The 23,971-nt window shown below is 35.4% G+C and carries 17 protein-coding genes and 1 other annotated feature; all 17 genes read left to right on the plus strand.

Features of this window, described 5'->3' with window-relative positions; all coding sequences use genetic code 11:
- Positions 1-15: 15 nt before the first annotated feature.
- The 17 genes from recO to helD all read left to right on the plus strand — a co-directional run bounded on the left by recO (position 16) and on the right by helD (position 23,965).
- Entirely contained in the window at positions 16-795 is a 780-nt protein-coding gene (gene recO / locus AC4PID_RS17255) for a DNA repair protein RecO (RefSeq protein WP_492133231.1), read from the plus strand.
- A 179-nt stretch (positions 796-974) separates the two neighbouring features.
- Positions 975-2,960 carry a methyl-accepting chemotaxis protein gene (locus AC4PID_RS17260; protein WP_492133232.1) on the plus strand — a complete coding sequence of 662 codons (1,986 nt, stop codon included), beginning with the start codon at positions 975-977 and terminating at the stop codon, positions 2,958-2,960.
- A gap of 244 nt (positions 2,961-3,204) precedes the next feature.
- The gene (locus tag AC4PID_RS17265; RefSeq protein ID WP_492133233.1) at positions 3,205-3,726 is read left to right on the plus strand and encodes a DUF4342 domain-containing protein; all 522 of its coding nucleotides are present in this window, start codon (positions 3,205-3,207) and stop codon (positions 3,724-3,726) included.
- Between the two features lie 86 nt (positions 3,727-3,812).
- Positions 3,813-3,977, plus strand: a binding site (T-box leader).
- 71 nt (positions 3,978-4,048) lie between these two features.
- Positions 4,049-5,440 (plus strand): glycine--tRNA ligase, encoded by a 1,392-nt coding sequence (locus AC4PID_RS17270; RefSeq protein ID WP_492135396.1) that lies wholly within the window; start codon positions 4,049-4,051, stop codon positions 5,438-5,440.
- A 109-nt stretch (positions 5,441-5,549) separates the two neighbouring features.
- Positions 5,550-6,368 carry a pyruvate, water dikinase regulatory protein gene (locus tag AC4PID_RS17275; protein WP_492133234.1) on the plus strand — a complete coding sequence of 273 codons (819 nt, stop codon included), beginning with the start codon at positions 5,550-5,552 and terminating at the stop codon, positions 6,366-6,368.
- 95 nt (positions 6,369-6,463) lie between these two features.
- Complete coding sequence (gene ppdK, locus AC4PID_RS17280) at positions 6,464-9,088, plus strand: pyruvate, phosphate dikinase (protein ID WP_492133235.1); 2,625 nt, start codon at positions 6,464-6,466, stop codon at positions 9,086-9,088.
- Between the two features lie 258 nt (positions 9,089-9,346).
- The gene (locus tag AC4PID_RS17285) at positions 9,347-9,904 is read left to right on the plus strand and encodes a sugar O-acetyltransferase (protein ID WP_492133236.1); all 558 of its coding nucleotides are present in this window, start codon (positions 9,347-9,349) and stop codon (positions 9,902-9,904) included.
- A 119-nt stretch (positions 9,905-10,023) separates the two neighbouring features.
- Positions 10,024-11,037 (plus strand): deoxyguanosinetriphosphate triphosphohydrolase, encoded by a 1,014-nt coding sequence (locus AC4PID_RS17290; RefSeq protein ID WP_492133237.1) that lies wholly within the window; start codon positions 10,024-10,026, stop codon positions 11,035-11,037.
- Positions 11,038-11,124: 87 nt separating this feature from the next.
- A complete protein-coding gene (gene dnaG, locus AC4PID_RS17295; RefSeq protein WP_492133238.1) occupies positions 11,125-12,915 on the plus strand; it encodes a DNA primase in 1,791 nt (596 codons plus the stop codon).
- A gap of 15 nt (positions 12,916-12,930) precedes the next feature.
- The gene (gene rpoD / locus AC4PID_RS17300; protein WP_492133239.1) at positions 12,931-14,151 is read left to right on the plus strand and encodes an RNA polymerase sigma factor RpoD; all 1,221 of its coding nucleotides are present in this window, start codon (positions 12,931-12,933) and stop codon (positions 14,149-14,151) included.
- Positions 14,152-14,258: 107 nt separating this feature from the next.
- Complete coding sequence (locus AC4PID_RS17305; protein ID WP_492133240.1) at positions 14,259-15,035, plus strand: tRNA (adenine(22)-N(1))-methyltransferase; 777 nt, start codon at positions 14,259-14,261, stop codon at positions 15,033-15,035.
- Complete coding sequence (locus AC4PID_RS17310; protein WP_492133241.1) at positions 15,032-15,811, plus strand: Nif3-like dinuclear metal center hexameric protein; 780 nt, start codon at positions 15,032-15,034, stop codon at positions 15,809-15,811. Before AC4PID_RS17305 ends, AC4PID_RS17310 begins: the two co-directional genes overlap by 4 nt.
- Before the next feature lie 212 nt (positions 15,812-16,023).
- A complete protein-coding gene (locus tag AC4PID_RS17315; protein ID WP_492133242.1) occupies positions 16,024-16,455 on the plus strand; it encodes a hypothetical protein in 432 nt (143 codons plus the stop codon).
- A 92-nt stretch (positions 16,456-16,547) separates the two neighbouring features.
- Positions 16,548-18,059 (plus strand): Ppx/GppA phosphatase family protein, encoded by a 1,512-nt coding sequence (locus AC4PID_RS17320; protein ID WP_492133243.1) that lies wholly within the window; start codon positions 16,548-16,550, stop codon positions 18,057-18,059.
- Positions 18,059-20,116 carry a polyphosphate kinase 1 gene (gene ppk1 / locus AC4PID_RS17325; protein WP_492133244.1) on the plus strand — a complete coding sequence of 686 codons (2,058 nt, stop codon included), beginning with the start codon at positions 18,059-18,061 and terminating at the stop codon, positions 20,114-20,116. Before AC4PID_RS17320 ends, ppk1 begins: the two co-directional genes overlap by 1 nt.
- 6 nt (positions 20,117-20,122) lie before the next feature.
- Positions 20,123-21,634, plus strand: a complete 1,512-nt coding sequence (locus AC4PID_RS17330; RefSeq protein WP_492133245.1) for a Ppx/GppA phosphatase family protein — start codon at positions 20,123-20,125, stop codon at positions 21,632-21,634.
- Between the two features lie 102 nt (positions 21,635-21,736).
- A complete protein-coding gene (helD, locus tag AC4PID_RS17335; RefSeq protein ID WP_492133246.1) occupies positions 21,737-23,965 on the plus strand; it encodes an RNA polymerase recycling motor HelD in 2,229 nt (742 codons plus the stop codon).
- Positions 23,966-23,971: the final 6 nt, after the last annotated feature.

The raw sequence follows: 23,971 nt of genomic DNA on the forward strand, positions 1-23,971 counted from the left end.
TCGATAGGAGATCTTATGTATTTCGATACAGATGCCTTAGTGATAAAATCAAATAAATCCTTGAACAACGATATATTTTTAACTTTATTTAGTAGAAAATCAGGGAAAATGGAAGTTGTTGCGAATGGTGCAAAAAGTTCTAAGTCTCAACTGGCTGCCAGTTCTAAGCCCTTTGTGTACGGCACCTTCACCATCAACACATCCAATAAGATTCCTAAAGTAATCTCCTGTGAGATCATTGATTCTCATTTTAGGGTTACAAACGATCTAGATGTGTTGGCATATGGTAATTACTTTATTGAACTCTGTAATTTGACGACTGTACCCAACGTTGGAGATTATCCGCATTATCAGTTAATCGTTGAGCTAATCTCTATCCTGTCAAATTCAGGCAGAGAAGAGGCACCACTCACATTGGATATGCTTGAGCTATTAAGAGCATCTTATCTGATCAAATTATCAAAAATTACTGGTCATCAAGCGAATCTATCAACCAATTGTACCTCTTGTGGTTGTAAACTAAATGATCATCTTTATTTTTCTCCTTATGCAGGTGGGTTAATCTGTGACAATTGTGAAAAAAGCAAGTATAAAGGCTACAAGATTAACCAAACTTATATTAATCTGATCAATTATCTCTTGTTAAAAGATCCAAGAGTCATAATTAAGACTAAAATACATCCAAACTACATTCAAAGATTGTGTAGTTTTTACGAAGAATTAATAATATATCACAATCAAATTAAGGATATAAAGTCTAAAAATTTTTTAGAAGACATCAAAAAACATCAGTAATTCAAATACTTGCAAATCTACAATAATTTTTATATAGATTTTATATTATAGTTATATAAGTTTTAGTTGACAAGAAGGTGTCTATACACTTTCTTTTTTATTGTAAAAATTTATGTTAGAATAATACAACTGTGGGGGTATATTATAGTTAACTTAATTGTTTACGGGGAGGAAGGCTTATGAGAAAATTCAGTTTAAGAGCAAAATTGATTCTCGCTTTTATACTAGTTATTACCATTCCTATGGTGACACTCGGGGGAATCATCTACAAGGTTTCAAAGGACTCATATTATAACAATATGAAGGAATCATCTTTAGAAATTTCAGAACAAGTAAAAAACAGCGTTACCAATTATATGGCTATCTATGAAAGAGCTACTAAATTAATGGCATTGGATCCAAATGTAAAAGTAGCTAGAACTGAAACCGATAGTCAACCATGGATGTTAAAATCGTTTGAATCTTTTATTACTGAGTACAGCGAAGTCAAAAACATTTATGTTGGGTACAAAGACAAATCTTTTTATATTTGGCCAGAGGTTGAACTTCCTGCTGGGTATGATCCGACTGGAAGACCATGGTATACTGATGCTGTAAACAAGGATGGCTTTATTTGGACACCACCTTACACTGATGCAACTGATAAATCAGTTGTCGTTATCTCAGCAGCATTACCAGTAAAAAACAGTTCTGGTAGTCTCGAAGGTGTTTTAGCACTTGATTTGGATATTTCAAAGGTAGCGGTCAGCTTAAATGAAATTAAGATTGGAAAAACTGGATATGTCATTGCTATTGATAGTAATAATCTAGTAATGACACATAAAGATCCCGCTCAAATCGGTAATGAAATTCCACTTGAAGGTTTAAAGAATTTCGTTGCAAACAACACATCTGGTTCATATGAATATGCGTATAAAGGTGTAAATAAAATTGCATTTTTGACAACTATTGATTCATTGGGTTGGAAATTACTTGCTACAGTCGATGAAAGTGAAATTGCAGAACAAACCAGATCTTTGATATTAACTTTATTATTCTTCTCTAGTATTCTGTTAGCATTAGCTATCGTCGTTGCTATTGTATTCTCTAACTTAATCCTTAAAAACATTAAGAAAATCAGTACATTCATTAGTGAAGTGAGTCGTGGTGACTTAAGCCATAGAATTCATATTAAAGCAAAAGATGAAATTGGTCTTTTATCACATGACTTAAACGATATGTTAGATAATGTTTCAGGTCTTTTAAGAAATGTTGATGATGCGACATCAAAAGTACTTGATTCTTCAAATGGTTTGGTTGGGTTATCTGAACGATCAACTCAAGCAGCTAGGGAAGTTGCTCATGCAGTAGAGGAAGTTGCTGTTGGCGCATCAAAACAAGCGATGGACAGCGAAACGAGCAGTAAGGTTGCAACTGAAATGGGTAATAACATTAAAACGCTCACTGAAAACATCGTATCTATGATTGATCAAACGACTAAAGCAAGTCAAATCAATAAGAGCAGCGTTGATGCTGTAAATGTTTTAAGACAAAAGAATGTTGAAAATAATGATGCAACTCAAAAAACTGAAACTGCAATATTAGAGCTAGCAAACCAATCACAAGCGATCGGTAGTATCGTTCAAGCAATTAGTACAATTGCTGAACAAACCAACCTACTTGCACTTAACGCTTCAATTGAAGCTGCAAGAGCAGGTGAGCATGGTAGAGGTTTTGCAGTTGTTGCAGATGAAATCCGTAAGCTTGCAGAAGAATCAAGCAAGGCTGCAGATGAAATTAAGAGTATCGTAAACTCGATACAACAAGGCTCTTCGCATACAGTTAATATCATGCAAGAAGTTAAATTGCGTTCAAATGATCAAAATCTTGCTGTTCAAAAAGTTGAAGAGTCATTTAACAGTATCTTTACAGCAATTACAAGCATTCAAAGTGTAATCGACGCTGTTTCAAAAGATATTGAAGTACTCGATGCAAGTAAGGTTGAAATTCTAGATAGTATTTCAAGTATTGCAAGCGTCTCTGAAGAGGCTGCAGCAGCATCTGAAGAGGTAAGTGCATCAATGCAAGAGCAAACAGCTATCGTAGAAGAAGTTGCTTCTTCAGCTGAAAAACTCAGAGAATTGGCATTGCATCTTGAAGAAAACATCAGTAAGTTCACCATTTAATACGATCAATATAAAAAAGTACAACAATAATTAAAGCAAACCCGCCTTGTATCGTTTATACCGAGCATAGGCGGGTTTTTAGCTTAATTAGGAAAATAATAAATATTTCTATTAGCGTTAGAATTTCATTAAAAACTGGCTATAAATCCGAAAAAACAAAACAAAGATGCAAATGTAGTGGTATAATGATTTTATAAAATCGAAACTTATTATATGACTATAAATAATCAGAAGGGAGAATGTTATGAGAATTACTTTAGAAATGGTTGATGAGGTTATTAGTAGAACTGGCGTATCCTATAAAGACGCAAAAGAGGCTCTAGAGTTACATGAAGGTGATGTCTTACAAGCAATCGTATACTTAGAAGAAAAATCATCTCCAAAACGATCGGCAGGTCAAGATACGATTGAAAAATTAAAAGCTTTGGTTAATGAAGGCTTAGTAAGTCAAATTATCATTCAAAAGAATGGTAAAACGATTCTAGATCTTCCTATCGTTGCTGGTGCAATTAGTGCTGTGATTTTTACAGTCCCTACAGTAGCTGGCATCATTGCTGCAATCGCTACTGGTTGTGAAATCAAAATCATTAAGAAAGATGGCGAAGAAGTCAACTTTAATGAAATGACTCAAACAAAATTTGAAGATTTTAAGAATTTTATCAATAGAGAAAAATCAAAAATGAACAAAGAAGAGCCTTCAGAAGCTGCTCCTGAAGAGGATATTTTTGAAGAAGATATCTTTGAGGAAGAAGATAAGTACGAATAATAGAAACAAAGTTTCTTGGTTGTATGAAATTACTGTAGTTCAGCCTTTACACTAATTTAGTTTTGTGGTAAAATCAAAAAAAATATACTGCTGCGATGATAAAGAGGAGTAATGTGTTCTACTTTATAGAGAGTTGATGTAAGGTGAAAATCAACATTTAGGATATATGAAGGCGCTTTTGAGCTATGCATACTAAAGTGGGTCTTTTGACCAACTAGGGTGGAACCGCGGAATAATCTTTCGTCCCTTCTGGGATGAAAGATTTTATTTTTTGTCAAGAAAGTTGACAGGTGTAAGAAATACACACAACAAGGTAGGAGGCATTATGGAAAAGGTAACGATGGAAAAGGTTGTTTCTTTATCTAAATCAAGAGGATTTATCTTCCCTGGTTCAGATATTTATGGTGGACTTGCGAACACATGGGATTACGGTCCATTAGGCGTTGAACTAAAAAACAACGTCAAACAAGCATGGTGGAAGAAATTTATTCAAGGTTCACCTTACAATGTAGGGATCGATAGTGCAATTCTTATGAATCCAGAAGTTTGGGTAGCATCAGGCCATGTAGGCGGATTTAATGACCCTTTAATGGACTGTAAGTCTTGCAAAACTAGATATAGAGCGGATCAATTGATCGAAGCACATATGATGGCTAAAGGTGAAACACCAGAAGCTTTAGATGCTTGGGGCAATGAAAAAATGGAAAAATACATTGATGAAGAAGGCATTGTTTGTTCTAACTGCGGTAAGAAAGACTTTACTAGCATCAGACAGTTCAATCTTATGTTCAAGACATTCCAAGGGGTTGTTGAAGATTCTTCGACAGAAATCTTCCTAAGACCTGAAACCGCGCAAGGTATTTTTGTTAACTTTAAAGCCATTCAAAGAGCAGCAAGAAAAAAAGTTCCTTTTGGTATAGGCCAAATAGGTAAATCTTTTAGAAACGAGATTACACCAGGTAACTTTACTTTCAGAACAAGAGAATTTGAACAAATGGAGCTTGAATTCTTCTGTGAGCCTGGAGAAGATTTAAAATGGTTTGCTTACTGGAAAGAGTTCTGCATGAGCTGGCTATTAAAACTTGGCATGAATCCTGCTAATGTAAAGTTCAGAGATCACGATGCAGAAGAGCTATCACATTACTCAAATGCAACTACAGATATCGAATATAAGTTCCCATTTGGATGGGGAGAGCTATGGGGGATTGCGGATAGAACTGATTTTGACTTAAAAGCACATATGACGCATGCAAAAACAGATTTATCTTATCAAGATCCAATTACAAATGAAAAATATGTCCCATACTGTATCGAACCATCACTAGGTGCAGATAGGGTTACACTTGCATTTTTAGTCGATGCATATGACGAAGAAGCTTTGGAAGATGGTACATCAAGAATCGTAATGCGCTTCCATCCAGCACTTGCACCTTATAAAGCAGCTATTTTCCCACTTTCAAAAAAATTAAACGAAGGTGCAGAGAAAGTATTTGCAGATTTGGCTGAGCATTTTAATGTAGATTTTGATGACTCAGGTAGTATTGGAAAACGCTATAGAAGACATGATGAAATCGGAACACCTTTCTGTATCACTTATGATTTTGAGTCAGAAGAAGATCAAAGTGTAACGATTCGTCATAGAGATTCTATGGAACAAGAGCGTGTAAAAATTGATGAGTTAGAAAATTATATCCGTACGAGACTCAAGTTCTAAAATGTGATATAATATTGTTTGAATATTCAAACATTTCAGATAATATTTTGGTTTTAGAAATAAATATTTGGATATAATTATTATGACGTACTAATTCTAGGAGGTTTCAATGGACAATCGGTATTATATATTTATCCTATCCGATTCGTTAGGTGAGACAGCTTCGCATGTTGCAAGAGCTGCAATGAACCAGTTTATCAATAAAGACTACGTCGTAAAAAAATACAATTATGTGAGAGATGCAGATGCAGTTGAGGAAATTGTCGTTGAAGCATCTAAGCATAAATCCATGATTTTATTTACAACCGTTATAGAAGAACTGACAAATAGCATTGTCTCACTCTGTGCGAAACACAATGTACTTTGCCATGACATCCTGTCACCAGTTCTGGGACAGTTTTCATCCTTCTTTGACGATTCACCTGTAAGAAAACCAGGAACGATGTACAAACTAGACGATGATTACTTCGAAAGGGTGGCAGCCATCGAGTTTGCGGTTAAGTATGACGACGGTAAGGATTTAAGGGGTTTAAAGTATGCGGATATTGTGCTTTTAGGTATTTCGAGAACTTCAAAAACTCCTCTGAGTATGTATTTATCCCATAAAAATGTAAAAGTAGCGAATGTACCATTAGTACCTGAAATTCAGGTTGCTAAAGAAATATTTCAAGTTCCAAAAAACAAATTAATCGGACTTACAAATTCACCTGAAAAGCTCAATGAAATTCGTATTGAACGTTTAAGAGCACTTGGTTTATCAGCCGATGTAGAGTATGCGAACTTCGATAGAATTCTTCATGAGCTAGATTATGCAGAAAAAGTTTATAAACAATTAGGATGTCCAGTTATCAATGTTGCAAATAAAGCAATCGAGGAAACAGCAAGTATTATCCTCGAAATCACTGGTCTTAATATCAAACTTAAGTAGGCATCATCAAATAAATAACTTTTAGGTAATTTACCCATAGTAAGTTTCGATTTACTATGGGTTTTTTATAAAATTCTTTGTGAGGGAAGGTTTTTATGATGAAAAAGTATGTTTATGCCTTTGAAGAAGGAAACAAGGAAATGAAAGCATCACTCGGCGGTAAGGGTGCAAATCTAGCTGAAATGAAAAAAATCGGCCTCCCTGTACCAGATGGATTTACTATTACTACAGAAGCTTGCAACCAATATTATGTAGATGGTAAAAAAATCTCTGAAGATATTCAAGGCCAAATTCTAGATTATCTCGAAAAATTGGAAACCAAAACGGGTAAACTACTTGGTGATCCAAAAGATCCACTTTTAGTATCAGTTAGATCTGGCGCAGTTATCTCCATGCCTGGTATGATGGATACCGTCTTAAACCTAGGTTTAAATGATGAATCTGTAGAAGGTCTTGCAATTCTAACGGATAACAGAAGATTTGCTTACGACTGCTATAGAAGATTTATTCAAATGTTTGGCGACGTTGTACTTGAAATACCTAAGTACAAATTTGATAGAGTCTTAGATGGCCAAAAGGAAAAAATGGGCTACGAGCTAGATACACAGCTCAATGTTGAAGACTTTACACATATTATTACTGAGTACAAAGCAATCGTTAAGAGAGAAAAAGGGTTTGATTTCCCAATGAATCCTAGAGAGCAAATGATGTTTGCTATCGAGGCGGTATTTAATTCATGGAACAATGATCGCGCAAGAGTTTATCGTAATTATAACGATATCCCTCACGACCTTGGAACAGCAGTCAACATCCAATCCATGGTATTTGGAAATATGGGAAATACATCAGGAACAGGCGTTGCATTTACTAGAAATCCATCAACTGGTGAAAATGTATTATTTGGTGAATTCCTAATTAATGCCCAAGGCGAAGACGTCGTTGCTGGTATTAGAACGCCTCAAAAAATTGATGAGCTTAAAGATGTTATGCCAGAAGTATACGTACAATTTACTGATGTTGCTGATAAGCTAGAAGCACATTATAAAGATATGCAAGACATAGAATTTACAGTTGAACGCGGTAAGCTTTTCATGCTTCAAACTAGAACAGGGAAAAGAACTGCCTTTGCAGCAGTAAAAGTTGCAGTAGATATGGTTGAAAGTGGTGTTATATCAAAAGAAGAAGCGCTTTTAAGAGTTATGCCTTCTCAACTTGATCAACTTTTACATCCTATGTTTGACCCAGATGCAATCAAAGGGGCAAGTCCAATCGCTAAAGGTCTTCCAGCTTCACCTGGAGCTGCTTATGGTAAGGTTTTCTTCCATTCTGAAGATGTTGCGAGACATAAAGAAAACGGCGATGAATGTATCTTAGTTAGAACAGAAACTTCTCCAGAAGATATTGAAGGTATGGTTGCCGCAAATGGTATCCTAACTGCAAGAGGTGGTATGACATCACATGCCGCGGTTGTAGCAAGAGGCATGGGTAAGTGCTGCGTAGCTGGTTGTAGTGAAATCTTTGTTGATGAAGAAGAAAAGTATTTTAGAGTAGGCGATGTCGTCTATAAAGAGGGCGATTATATTTCTTTAGATGGTAACTCTGGTAATGTCTACAGTGGTAAACTGGATACAGTTGAAGTTGCACTTACTGGTGACTTTGCACTGTTATTATCATGGGCTGATGACGTGAGAAAGCTTGGCGTTAGAACCAATGCAGATACTCCTAGAGATGCTGAGACTGCAGTGAAATTTGGTGCTGAAGGAATCGGTCTTTGCCGTACTGAGCATATGTTCTTTAGTGAAGAAAGAATCCTTAACGTTAGACGTATGATTTTATCAGGTACGTTACAAGAACGCTTAGAAGCATTAAAACTATTGCTACCTTACCAAAGAGAAGATTTTATCGGTATCTTCAAAGCCCTAGGTGAAAGACCAGTAACGATCAGACTCTTAGACCCACCTTTACATGAGTTTGTACCTCATAAAGATGACGAGATCAGGGCTTTAGCTGAGGACCTTGGTCAAACTTATGAATTCGTTAAATATAAAATTGATAATTTAATGGAAATCAACCCTATGCTTGGTCATAGAGGCTGTCGTCTTGCGATGACCTATCCTGAAATCTATGAAATGCAATGTATCGCAATATTTGAAGCCGCTGTTCATTGTAAAAAGGATCTTGGAATAGACGTTAAACCAGAAATCATGATTCCACTTGTTGGTCATATGAAAGAGTTCACTGAGTTAAAAGGACTCGTTAAAAAAGTAGCTGATCAAATAATCGGTGAAACAGATTTAACTTTAGATTATAAGATTGGAACTATGATTGAAGTGCCTAGAGCAGCGCTTATCGCTGATGAAGTTGCTAATGAAGCTGAATTCTTCTCATTTGGTACAAATGACCTGACTCAAATGACACTTGGTTTTTCTAGAGATGACTCTGGTAAATTCTTACCTGAATACTTGAAGAAAAATGTATTTGAAAAGGATCCTTTTGAAACCATCGATCAAAATGGCGTAGGCAAACTCGTTAAAATGGCATGTGAGCTTGGTAGAAATACGAATGCCACCTTAAAACTTGGTATTTGTGGTGAACATGGTGGCGATCCAAAATCCATTGATTTCTGTCATAAAACTGGTCTAAACTATGTTTCTTGTTCACCTTATCGTGTACCAATTGCTAGATTAGCAGCAGCACATGCGGCGATTAAAAACAAATAGACTAGTAGCTATCAGTTTAACGGTTTTATAATAGTTAATAAGTATGACTTACTAAAAGGGTATTGTCTATTAATCTATATAGGCAATACCCTTAATGTTTGTTAATTGTAGAAGTTGATACATATTATTTGGATTACAAATGTGTGTTACCTTTGAAAGAAATTCTCATTTAACATATAATTAATGGGTAATAATATAACAAGGTTAAAAAACAGATCTACCAAATAAAGACATAAAGTAAAGAAAGGTAAACATAATATGAAAACTGAAAAAGAAAAAATGTTAGCTGGAGAGTATTACTATGCGAGCGATGAACAGTTAACTTTGGATAGAGAAAAAGCGAGGATGTTAACTTACACATTTAATCACCTTAAACCAAATGAAATGGTGGAGGGTAAAAAAATAATAAAAAAACTAATACATGCAAAGGGGGAGTTTAACTTTGAACCTCCATTTTATTGTGATTATGGATACAACATTGAAGTTGGTAACAATTTCTTCGCAAATTTTGGTTGTACGATTCTTGATGTTTGTAAAGTGACGATTGGTGATAACGTTTTGTTTGCGCCTCATGTGCAAATCTACACTGCAACACATCCTATAGATCCAATTGAAAGAAGTAGTGGAAAAGAATACGCTAAGCCAATTTCTATTGGAAATAATGTTTGGATTGGTGGTAATGCTGTCGTATGTCCAGGCGTAAGTATTGGTGACAACACTATCATTGGTGCTGGAAGCGTGGTTACCAAGGATATTCCATCCAACGTTATAGCTGGTGGCAATCCATGTAAAGTAATTCGTTCAATAAACGAGTAATTCATCACTTCATTATTGCTTTTGAAAATATTGCTGATAGAATATAACTATTGCATTATATTGTATACAGAATACGCCGTATGATAGTCAGTATGATTAATTTCTTAAAAGGAGGAAACATGGAAAATTACAGAAAAACTCAAGAAGCAGAAGAATTTAATCGTTTAAGTCAATTTGCTAAAAAGGTAGCAGAAAGTAATGGTAGAAGAGTATATGAAGAGCCATGTCCCATCAGAACAGATTATCAACGTGATCGAGATCGTATTTTACATTCAAAATCTTTTAGAAGATTAAAGCATAAAACCCAAGTTTTTTTATCGCCTGAAGGCGACCATTATCGAACTAGATTAACGCATACTTTGGAAGTCTCTCAGCTATCGAGAACAATAGCAAGAGCACTCAGATTAAATGAGGACTTAACTGAAGCCATCTGTTTGGGTCATGATTTAGGTCATACGCCATTTGGACATTGTGGAGAAGATCGACTTAACAAAATCCATCCAGGTGGGTTCAAGCATAATGAACAAAGCTTAAGAGTGGTTGACTATCTAGAACGCCGTAAAAATAGCAAATTTGGTTTAAATTTAACCGAAGAAGTACGTGACGGCATTTTCCATCATGGCTCAAAAGGAACTCCATGTACACTCGAGGGCGAAATCGTCAGCAAATGTGACCGCATTGCCTACTTAAACCATGATATAGATGATGCAATCCGTGCAAATGTACTAATAGCAAGTAGTATACCGTCTGAGCTTGAGGCCGTTTTAGGAGCATCACATGGTGAACGAATCAATACTATGATTATGGACATCATAAAACATAGTGAAGGAAAATCTTCTATTCTTATGAGTTCTGAAATTGAAGAGGCATTCAATGCACTACGTAACTTTATGTTTGAAAATGTTTACTATAATAAAGAAGCTAAAAAGGAAGAAGAAAGAGCTGAGTATATCGTTGAAGCACTCTATTCATATTATAAGGATCACCCTGAACAGATGCCAGAAGAACGCTTTATCGATTTTAACAACGGCGACGGATTAGATGCAGTTAAGGATTTTGTCGCTAGTATGTCTGATCGATATGCAGTTAATTTATATAAAGAGCTCTTTATACCAAAATTTTGGGTTTATTAGGATATAAACTTTTGTTAATAAAGAAGGAATTTCCGAATAAATGTCGAATTAATTAGAGTCTCTTAATAATTTAAGAAAGGTGATGGAATGAGCATAAAAAATGATGGGAATATTTTCGACTACATCCTTGATCATGTCAACATAGTCGATGTCATTTCCGGATATATTACGGTCGAACGTTCCGGTAGAAATTATAAAGCATTGTGCCCATTTCATAATGAAAAGACAGCATCGTTTATTATTTCAGAAGAAAAGCAACTTTTTCACTGTTTTGGTTGTGGTGCAGCTGGGAATGCTATTGGATTCATAACTCAATATGAGAACTTAGACAGTATTGATGCCGTTGAATTTTTAGCAGATAAATACAACGTTGATATCTCTCAGTTTGCGCGAGGTGGTCAAAAAAACACTAGTCAATTAACAAGGTATTATGATATATTAAGAGACGCGGCTGTTTTTTATTATAAAAATCTTAGATCGCACCCAGAGGCATTAAAATACTTGGAAAATAGAGGCTTGCATTTAGATGTAATCAAGCAATTTGGTATAGGATTTTCAAGTGATGCATGGGCTGATTTACTAAAATCACTATCACAAAAATACAGTCAGAAAGATTTAGAGAGTGTCGGATTAATTATTCCTAATAAAGATCACAGTAGCTATTATGATCGTTTTAGAAATAGAGTTATATTTCCTATCATTAATCCGAAGGGGAAAGTCATCGGTTTTGGTGGTCGCGTTATGGATCAATCCTTACCGAAATATTTAAACTCTCCAGAAACTGAAGTTTTTAATAAAAGTCAAACCTTATATGGATTAAATCTTGCAAAAAACAACTTAGCGGATAAAAAGCAGTTAATTATCGCAGAAGGTTATATGGACGTTATTGCGCTTCATACCTATGGCTTTACAAACGCCGTTGCAACTTTAGGAACCGCCCTAACGACAGAACACGCTAGACTGATGCGCAGATATGCAGATGAAGTTATCATTTGTTATGACTCTGACTTTGCTGGACAGAAGGCAACTTTAAGAAGTTTAGATGTGCTAGAGGGCATCATTGAAAAAGTACGTATTATCGTGCTTGGCGAGAACTTAGACCCCGATGAATTTCTAAAAAAATACGGTACAGATAAGTTTAAAGAAAAAATCGATACTGCAATTACAGCGACTGAATACCGTTTAAACCATTTGATGCAAGGCTACAATCTAAATAATGATCAGGAGAAAATTGAATTTCTTTCAAAAGCTGTTGTCATAATTGGAAAGCTGGCAAATGCATTTGAAAAAAATCTATACATCGATATTTTATCTTCTCAGTTGAATGTCAGTCGTGAATTGATTGCTCAAGAAGTATACAAAGACAATTATAACGCGAATATCCAATATGGATTTCGAGGTAAAGTCGTTACTCAAGAGCCAATCACTAAGCTTACAAATGATAAAAAAGCATATCTTGAAAAGCAGTTGATTACTTACTTTGTCAATCGATATGATGAATTATCCGAAATTCAAAAGAAACTAATTAGCTCTTTTAGATTTACTGAGGATTTACAGAACATCGTTGATACAATTATCACTTATTTTGAAAGAAATGAGCAATTTTCACTTCAAAATATAATTGAAAATGCTGACATCGATGTATCAACAGGTTTAATTGATTTGATGAACAATCAGCTAGAATCGTTTGAACATTATGATATTGAACTCATCTTAAATAATCTAATCGCTCTAACACTAGACGAAGAAATTAATGCGCTTAAATCAAGGTTAAAGGAGTCAGAGGATCCAACGAGTATCCAACAGCTGATTCAACAGAAAATCATTGAAAAACAAGCGATTACATTAAAAATCAGAAATCATAAATTAAAAAATTGAAAGGAGGCAATTCAATTGAGCGAAAAATTGAATGCCAAAAACCAAGAATTAGTAAAAGCACTTATTAAAAAAGGAAAGAAAAACGGTAGCTTATCTTATAAAGAGATACAAGACAAGCTCTCTGAACTCGAAATCGATAAAGATCAAATCGAAGAAATTTATGAAGCGTTTAGTGCGATGGATATTACTATTGTTTCGGATGACGAAGAAGATGAAGATTCTGATCTAGATGATGAAATTGAAGATATCGATCTTGATGATTTAGAAGAAATCGAAGACTTAGATGACTTAGATGACCTAGACGATTTGGATGACCTTGATGATATAGACAACATGGATGAGGATGAGTCTGAAGACGAGGACGAAGACGACGAAAAAACAATAGATATATCTGTCCCAAAAGGCATTAATATCGACGACCCTGTACGTATGTATCTGAAAGAAATCGGGGAAGTTGCTCTCTTATCAGGTGATGAAGAAGTTGAACTTGCTAAACGTATGGCAGATGGCGATGAAGATGCAAAGAAGAAGCTTTGTGAAGCTAACCTTCGACTTGTTGTAAGTATCGCTAAGAAGTATGTAGGAAGAGGTATGCTTTTCCTTGACCTTATCCAAGAAGGAAACTTAGGTCTTATAAAGGCTGTTGAAAAATTTGACTGGACAAAAGGCTTTAAGTTTTCTACTTATGCAACTTGGTGGATTAGACAAGCAATCACTAGAGCGATTGCTGACCAAGCTAGAACGATTCGTATACCAGTTCATATGGTTGAAACCATCAATAAATTAATTCGTGTTCAAAGACAACTTTTACAGGAGTACGGTCGTGAACCACTTCCAGAAGAAATTGCTAAAGAAATGGATATGACGGTTGAGAAAGTAAGAGAAATCTTAAAAATTGCTCAAGAACCAGTGTCGTTAGAAACACCTATTGGTGAAGAGGAAGATTCACATCTTGGTGACTTTATTCCTGATAATGATGCGCCAGCACCAGCTGATGCTGCTGCATTTTCTATGCTTAAAGAACAATTAATGGAGGTTCTTGAAACCTTAACACCAAGAGAGCAAAAAGTCCTCAAGTTACGTTTTGGTCTTGAAGATGGACGTGCGCGTACGCTTGAGGAAGTTGGTAAAGAGTTCGATGTAACACGTGAGCGAATTCGACAAATTGAAGCGAAGGCACTCAGAAAACTGAAACATCCAAGTAGAAGTAAAAAACTCAAAGATTATCTAGAATAGACTGCCAATATAACATTAATGATCAATAGAATTTGAGTCTTCTCAAATTCTATTTTTTTAAGTAACCGTTTTGCTAGTGGTAAAAAAGTATTTTACGAGGTGTAATCTTGGAACGAATAAAAATTTCAAATAGAATCAAACGACTCGCATTTCAAATTGAACAATTACCTATCAGAATCAACAGAATTGCTGATATTGGGACAGATCATGGTTATCTGCCATATGTTTTATTTGAAAATCAATTAATAAAGTCAAGTATTTTATGTGATGTGAACGTAGGTCCACTTCAAAATGCACAACAAACTTTTAAAGGAAAGAATTACAGTACTGAGTTTCGACTAGGATCTGGGTTAGAACCTTTAAATGAGGGTGAAGTGGATGCAGTTGCAATTGCAGGAATGGGTGGCGGTCTAATCATTGATTTACTAAATCATGATAGAGATAAAACCCTATCTTACCCATTTTTCTTACTTCAGCCTATGACTGAACAAGATCGTCTAAGAAATTGGCTGCTCGACCACAAAATGGTTATCCTTTGGGACTATTTTTTTATTGATATGGACAAACACTATGAAGTCATAGTTGCCTATAACCCTAATTCAACACTTCATAATCAGTTAGCCCATGTAGTTAATTCTTCTGATGAAAGTCTTTTTATTAATCCTACAAGTGATTTGGAATTTGGTTATTGCATTAATTTGAAGGATGCTGATGGCTACCGTACTTTTTTAGATTTTAAAAAGCACAAATATAAATCTGTTATTTCAAAAATATCGAAAGAGAGCCATAGTGAAATATACACAGCTAATCAAAACAAGCTTAAACTAATTGAAAAAATCGAAGAAACTTTAGATGAAACGGTCAATAAGGAGAAAGGATTATGAGTATAACTGTTGAAAGTATATTAAATACAATTGATCTAATTGCACCTTTTTCAACTGCAGATGACTGGGATAATTCTGGTCTATTAGTAGGCACCCCAGAAAAGGTTGTGAAAAAAGTGCTCTTATCGCTAGATGTCACTGATGAAGTCGTCACTGAGGCAACTTCAGGTGATTACGATTTAATCATTTCGCATCATCCACTTATTTTCAAGGGTCTTAAAAAATTAGTTTCAACCGCTTCGCCTTCAAATAATATCATCAAGCTAATTAAATCAGACATTTCGATAATATCAGCACATACAAATTTGGATCTTTCGTTTGAGTATGGCATAAATCGTTTTCTAGCGGATCAATATGAGGTAGAAGAAGTCGTTAAATTAAATGATGAACATGGGTATGGCATCATAGGTACTTTTAAATCAAGTGTATCAGCTGATGCTTTTATCAAAAATACCAAGTCGATCTTTAACATCGAGACCGTAAAGTGCGTCAACTTTAAAGCGTCAGAATTAAAAAAAATTGCAGTATGTTCAGGTGCATCTTCAGATTTTATATCAGATGCAATTCGTCAAAATGTAGATGCTTATATCACATCTGATATAAAATATCATGAAGCACAGGTAGTGCTAGGCACTGGGGTTGCTTTGATCGATGTTGGCCATTTTGAAAGTGAGTTTGTCTACCTTAATTATTTGTGCAAACTACTATCAGAACGCATAAATCATGTTGAATTTAATGTCACTTTGACAGAAAAGCCTATTTTCAGTTACTTGTAGTGGAGTTTGTTGATTATTTGACAACAGTTATGGAAATATAAAAGCGTAAGGAGATCTTCCTTATGCTTTTTTTATTTAACCACAATCTCACTAGTGGTAAAACCTGAAGGCTCGATGCTTTCGACTAACAGAAATCAATATTATAAGCTTACAAATGCTTATATCGCTATAAAAAGGATATATATAGCATAGAAAAAGAAAGAGGTGACATTATGTCTAAAAAAATGTGCAAGCTTTATTCACTCGCTGAAAAAGATACAAAGGCATATACAAAGTATGTATTACCTGCAAAATACGTTTGCAAAAAATGTGGTAGAGTAGCAAACTCTGATGATTTGCTATGCCGTCCTAAAGAACTGGATATTAAAAAAGTAAAAGATCAAAAAGATAAAAGTAACGAAGATCATAAAAAAAAGAAAGATAAAGAGAAATGTGATAAAAAGTTCAAAAAAGATAAAGCAAGTAAGAGTAATAAACTTAAAAAGGCAAAAATCGATAAAAAAGAACAAATTATTAAGGTAAATGATCAGACAGAACCAATTGATGTAGAAGCGATCAATAAATACATCGTTAAAGCGGCATCAAGTGAAGGCTCGCCAGAGAAAAAGCGGGTAAAAGTTAGCAAATCACAAGTACTAAAGTAAAATTTATGTAAAGTACTTAGCTTATGATACTATTTGTATCGATATAACCGTATAATAGAATTATTAAATATCATTAGTGATAGGAGCTTAATATGAATCATCTTTTTGCAGCTATCGATTTGGGATCGAATGCATTAAAGTTAAAAATTGTACAAGTAATCAGTAATCAAATGCAAACCTTGGAGGATATCTCTGTTCAAATTCCGCTGGGAGATGAAGTGTTTCTTTCAAATACCATTCAACTCGAGACTGTAAAAGAAGCTGTGGAAACGTTGATTTATTTTAAACAAGTGATGGAGTCTTACGGCATCGTTGCTTATAAAGCAGTGGGTACAAGCGCTTTTCGTGAAGCAGAAAATGCGAAAAACTTTATCGAAATCATCCGTATGAAAACCGGACTTGAGGTCGAGGTTGTAGAAGATACGATTGAAAAGTTCCTTACTTACAAATCAATACGCGACAATGTTGATAATTATAAAGACATTCGAAAAAGTGCTTTACTCGTTGAAGTCAATTCAGGTAGCTGCGATGTCAGTATCTATAGCCAAAATAAGCTTATCAAAAATGATGAAATAAGACTGGGCACTAAAACGCTAAAATATATGTTAATTGAACTTGAAAAACGCGCGATTAATTATCCTTATGTGCTCAGAGAAATTATAGAGACACGTACTTCGCATATTTGGCCAAGTATTGAGGCAAAGAAAATTAAGCATTTCATCGCAATCGGTGGTGAGGCTAAACAGGTTAAGGAGATTCTGTTTGGCTCAAAATCCAATATTTCAATGCGCGATTTTAAAGCACTTTGCGTTAAAGCGCTTAACAACGATTACGAACTTCGAAAAAAAGTTGAATCAAAGTCTGTAAACTGGTACGAGTTTTTAGCAACCATGGTTTTATACGATGTATTTACCGACTTAGTCGATTCAGAATATCTCACTGTGCCAAATATTTCTTTACGAGATGGTATTTTGGCTGAACTGATTGAACAAGCCTATGATTTAAATCGTTATAAACACTTCAATAACGACATCTATCATCTGGCATATGAAATCAGCAAACGCTACAAAAGTAGTGAGAGTCATATTAAAAACATTGAGCATAATGCCATTAGACTTTTTGAGGGTTTAAATAAAACGTTTTCATTTAACGAAAGAGATGAAATGCTCCTACGCTTGAGTGCTATATTACATGAAATCGGCAAATACACGCGTATGAGAGATTATCTGGTGACCAGTTATGAAAAACTCAGTACAATGGACATTTTTGGAGTGAAGCATAACGAAATGCTTATTATCGCTCACATCTGTAGACTAATTTCAAGCTCAGAAACGAAGCTGTATCAACTGCCGCCGAATAACTTAACTGAAGATGAGCAAATTCGCGTATTTAAGCTGGCTTCAATTTTGTCTATATCAGATTCACTAGATAAAGGAAAGAAACAGCGGATCGAAATCATCGATACCATTATCAATGACGATAATTTTATCATCAATGTTAAAAGACAATCCGAAACCATACTTGAGGATTGGAGCTTTGAGTTTACAATAGATAACTTTGCAAATACCTTTGGGATTTTACCAGAAATTAAGGATGTGGACTAATGTATTTTAATAGAGAGCTGAGCTGGCTTGAGTTTAACAGAAGAGTACTATATGAAATGGATGATCTAAAACAGCCTTTACTTGAAAGACTTAAGTTTAGTGCTATTTTTTCATCTAACCTAGATGAGTTTTTTATGGTGCGTGTTGCTGCGATAAAAAATCAAATCAGTTCAGGCTATGAGGATCCCGATCAAACTGGCTATACAGCAAAACAAAAACTTGATTTAATCAACGAGAAGGTCTCAGAACTGGTAACCTTACAATATGAGAAAACCATGAGTCAGCTTGAAGAGTTAGCGGTAAGTGGTATTAAAATCATTCATAAAACTCAGTTTACTTCAGAAATCATCTCTCAGCTTGAGCAAAAATTCAACTTCGAGATTTTTCCGGTGTTAACCCCAATGGCAGTTGACTTTTCAAGACGTTTTCCTTTAATCTCCAATAAGAGTATTTATATAGGCGTACGTCTTATGATTGGTATGGAGTCCAAATTTGCTTTAGTTCAGGTGCCAAATGTATTGGATCGCCTTATTAAGGTGACCAGCTGCAAAGATAGTGCTTGCTATGTATTACTAGAAGATGTGATTGAAACCTTTATTGATAAACTCTTTATTGGTCATCAAGTCATGTCAACTTGCCAATTTCGTGCGACGAGAAATGCAGACCTCAACATCGTTGAAGACGAAGCTGAGGATTTGTTGATGGTCATAGAAGAAGCAATTAAACTCAGAAAATGGGGAGAAACCGTTCGCCTCGAAATTACTGACAGTTCTCAGGACCCTTGGTTAATGAAAGTACTTGAAGATGCTTTGCAGCTCGATCCCTCACAGATCTTTAGAGTGAATGGTATGCTGGATTTAACATTTCTGATGAAATTAAAGCCACCTAAAGGCAATACTTCATTGGTTCGTGCACCTTATAAACCTAAGAAATATCCACCAATTGATAAAAAAAATTTATTTAAAGCAATCAAGGATAATGATATTTTATTACATCATCCATTTGAAAGCTTTGATTTGGTAGTTGATTTTATAAAGCAGGCGAGCAAGGACCCTCATGTATTGGCGATTAAGCAAACCCTTTATCGCGTTAGTGGAGATTCACAAATCATTAAGGCGTTAGCAGAAGCGGCTGATAAGGGAAAGCAGGTCACCGTTTTGGTTGAGTTACGTGCAAGATTTGATGAAGAAAACAACATCAACTGGGCGAAAAAGCTGGAACAAAGAGGGGTGCATGTCATCTATGGCATCTATGGTCTTAAAACCCATTCCAAAATTACGCTTGTGGTAAGACGTGAAAAAAATAAAATAAAAAGATACTTGCACCTTAGTACTGGGAACTATAATGACCAAACCGCAAAGGTTTATACAGATATGGGACTATTTACATGTAAGGAATCATTTGGAACCGATGCTTCAATCTTTTTCAATATGGTTTCAGGGTTTGTCACTTCCGTAAATACCAACATCATGAGCGTTGCACCCTATACATTAAGGCAAAAATTCTATGATTTGATCAATCGTGAAATCATCCATGCAAAGGCGGGAAATGCTGCTCACATCGTAGCAAAGATGAACGCACTTGTGGATCAAGAATTAATTGCAAAGCTTTATGAGGCATCAAAAGCTGGTGTTAAGATTGAGTTGTTGGTGAGAGGTATATGCACTTTAGTTCCAGGAGTTGAAGGACTTAGTGAAAATATCGTCGTTAAAAGTATCGTTGGGGAATTTCTTGAACATAGCCGAATCTTTTACTTCCAAAATCATCGCTCTCCAGAAATTTACTTATCCAGTGCAGATTGGATGACGCGAAACTTAAGTAGGCGAGTAGAGCTTTTATTTCCCGTAGAAGATCCAGTTCTCTATAAGAGAATATGGCTAACCCTTCAGCTTTATTTTAAAGACAATCAAAAATCATGGTCACTTCATTCAGATGGAAGTTATACAAAAGTTGTAGCTGAAAAAAATCCAGTTCAGGTACATGAAATTTTTAAGCATCTCACATATGAAGACGATGCAGAATATAACAAAAAAATACAATCTCTATTAGAAAGCTAGGCGCCTATGAAAAAAACGATTGCAATAATTGACTTAGGATCAAACTCAATACGTATGAACATTATTGGTATCAATGAATTTGGCGGGTACAGTATCTTTGATCAAGCCAGTGAAATGGTAAGATTGAGCGAAGGGATGGGTTCTGCACTTATCCTCAGAGAAGAGCCAATGCGTCGTACGATTGAGGCATTAAAATACTTTAAACAGCTCATTAAAATAAATGATACAAAAGAAGTTTACGCACTTGCAACAGCTGCAGTTAGAATGGCTAAGAACAAAGATGCTTTTTTATCACGTGTAAAAGAAGAGGTAGATCTTGAGTTTAGAATTTTAACCGGCAAAGAAGAAGCTTATTATGATTATTTGGGCGTCGTAAACTCTATGGAGTTAAAAACCGCATTATTACTTGATATCGGCGGTGGTAGCACAGAGATTATCTATATGGCCGATCGCGAATTAAAGGAATCTGTAAGTTTACCCTTTGGCTCCGTTACCTTAACTGAAAAATTCGCAGATCAAAAGTCAAAGAAAAAGAGAATAGAAGCTGCTTCCAAATTTATCAAGGAACATTATGATAAATTAAAGTGGCTTGAGCAGGTTAAGGATATTCCGATTATTGGCCTTGGTGGTGTGATTCGTACCATCGGTAAAATTGATCGTGATCAAAATGGTTATCCAATTGAAAATATGCATAATTACAAGCTACATGACTCTGAAATCGAAAAACTATTTGATTTAATTATTAACACTGAAGAGAAAGATCTCGATAAAATCAGTGGCATCAGTAAGAAACGAGCTGACATCATCACATTAGGTTTACTGCCTTTTAAATGTTTATTTGAAAGAATCGATGCACCAGAGATAAGAATTAGTGGTAATGGTCTTAGAGATGGTGTGTTTTATGAGAAATATTTCCCTAGTATTGGTATGCCAATCATCGTAGATGATGTGCTCATTCAAAGCAAGCAAAATATGATGCGTCGATTTGAAGTGAACGAAAAACACGCAAGACAGGTGCAGTCATTGGCACTTGGTCTCTATGAAGGATTAAAGCCATTATTAAGCGAAGGGCCTTCAGACATAAAAATCTTGAGTACTGCAGCTTTATTACACGATATTGGTATTCATATAGAATATTACGATCATCATGTGCATGGCTTTTATCTCATATTAAACGGTCGCTTGGAAGGACTTACTAATACAGAACGCATCTCAGTCGCCTACCTTGTTGGTTCTCATAGAGAAGCTGGAATCAAAACCAAAATGACAGACTTTGAAGGTTTATTATCCAAGGCTGAGCTGAATCGTTTAGGCAAATTAGTCGTTATTATGAATTTGGCTGAACATTTAGATCGTGCTGAAGATGGTGTTGTAAAAAGCATTTCCGTCGAAAGCTTTAAAGATGAAGTCGTTTTACACTTAGAAGGGGACGGGACCTTTGAGCTAGAGAAAAAATCAGTTATGAGATTTGCTGAACGTTTTGAAAAGCAATTTTCTAAACGCTTAACCATTATTTAATACTTGAAACAACCTTCACATTTGTATATAATATTTAAGTCGCTTTTGACCTACGGATAGTTATCACGAGATGACTATCCTTCTTCTTTTGTGGAGGTAGTTATGAACGCAAGCCAGCATCCCCAGTATCTTCAAGAAAATGATAGACTGGAAAAGACACTTAAACATGTGCATCTAACCATTGACGCTGTAGATCGTTTTACTGAAAGATCCAAAGACAATCTACGTGACGCAATGAGTGAAATTGATACGCAAGAAGCTTCTTCAAGCTACATTGATGCCATGATTTCAACTCAATTCATCGAAATTGCAAATCGTAACTACGACAGCCTAATGCGTGCTAAGGACAAACCTTATTTTGCGCGAATCGATTTCATCCAAAGCGGTAAAGAGAATACCGAAAGTTTTTATATTGGCAAGACTTCAATTCTTAAAGATGGCGATTTTACCCCATTAGTCGTCGATTGGCGAGCACCTATCGCATCGCTATATTATGAAGGTCGTATCGGAGAAAATCAATATGAGAGCGAAGGAGACACCTACAGTGGTGAATTGACACTCAAAAGACAATTTGCAATTGAAAAAGGTGAGCTTGGCGATATCACAGACGTTGATATTACGACGAACGATGCATTCTTACAAGCATCACTTGAAGCAAATGCAGATAAGAGGCTAAAAGATATCGCTTCTACCATTCAAGCAGAGCAGAATAGAATTATACGTGCAAGCATGAGAAAACCACTTATCGTACAAGGGGTAGCAGGATCTGGAAAGACGACAATTGCACTACACAGAATCGCATATTTTATCTATACTTATGAAAAGACCTTTAAGCCAGATTCATTTATGATCATAGCGCCCAATCGACTCTTCATCAACTATATTTCAGAAGTACTTCCTGAACTCGGTGTAGAAAAAGTCAATCAGACAACCTTTCAAGATCTAATGTTTTCTATATTGGGTAAAAAACTGAAACTTCATGCCAAGCATACGGTTTTAGTTAACTTAATTAATCACAATGAAAATGCTGAAGTCGAAGCGGAAATTGCACGCATTAAAGGATCAATTGGGTTTGTCAAATCGATAGAATCTTATTTAGACAATTATGAAAAAGACATAACGCCAACCGTTCATTGTGACTTTTTTGATGAAAGAGTCGCTTCAAGAGTAGAAGTCAGATCGTGGTTTTTAAGTCATTTTGCTCATTTACCTTATGCACATCGTATAAAAGAAATTCAAAAATTACTTGAGAATCGACTTAAATCAATTTATAAAGAACGATTAAAACACCTTCAGGAATCCTACGATGCTAAAATTGATCACATCCTACGAAAAGAAGTACCTTCTGATGAGAGAAGAGAAAAAGTCGTCGGTTTAATGACGAAAAGGGATTTGCTTATAGAAGAAACTAAGCAGCTTAATAAAACACTCATTAGGGGTTATATGCGTTTGTTTAAAAAATCTGATCCTTTTGAACTTTATTCTGATTTTTTAAAGTCTATAGATACTTATATCAAAAACGCGCCAATTATAAAGCACGATTTTTCAAAAGCCGATACTTTTGACCTTGAAGATGTTAGCCCTTTAACGTTAATCGGTTTTAAGTGTCATGGCTCAGTTGCAGATCTTGATATCTCAACTGTGGTAGTAGACGAAGCTCAGGATTTTAGCTCAGCAGAATTCTATGTGCTGAAGACAGTACTAAAAACAAGTCGTATGACCTTACTAGGAGATCTATCGCAGGGCATATTAGCTTATAGAGGCACACAAAACTGGCAAAAGATGATGGACGAAGTTTTTCCTGAGGACGAACCTAATTATATGACTTTGGTTCAAAGCTATAGAACTACTGGAGAAATAATGACAGAGGCAAGTCAAGTCCTAAAACGTCTGAATCAAGAGGACCTAGTGACTGCAAAGCCAGTTATTAGACATGGGGATGCGCCAATTAAACGTGCGTTTCAGCTTGAAAAGGAACTTCTTTCAAGTACAATTGAAAAAATTGAAGAATGGCACACAAAAGCATATAAATCCATGGCAATAATTGCAAAGACGCAAAAAGAGTGTCTGCATATCCAGCATGAACTCGCTAAACGAAATATAACGACCGAGATACTAACAGATCAATCCCTAATTTATAATGCCGGCGTCGTCATAGTACCATCCTATCTTGCAAAAGGACTTGAATTCGATGCGGTTTTAGTGGTAAGTTTAGCTCAAAGCTATACAGATTCAGAACGTGATATAAAATTACTCTATGTTGCGATGACCAGAGCATTACATCAACTCGATCTATATTATATTAAAGGCAATATTCAAGCATTTGAATAATGGAGG

The sequence above is a fragment of the Fusibacter sp. QWL-12 genome, from assembly GCF_058683495.1.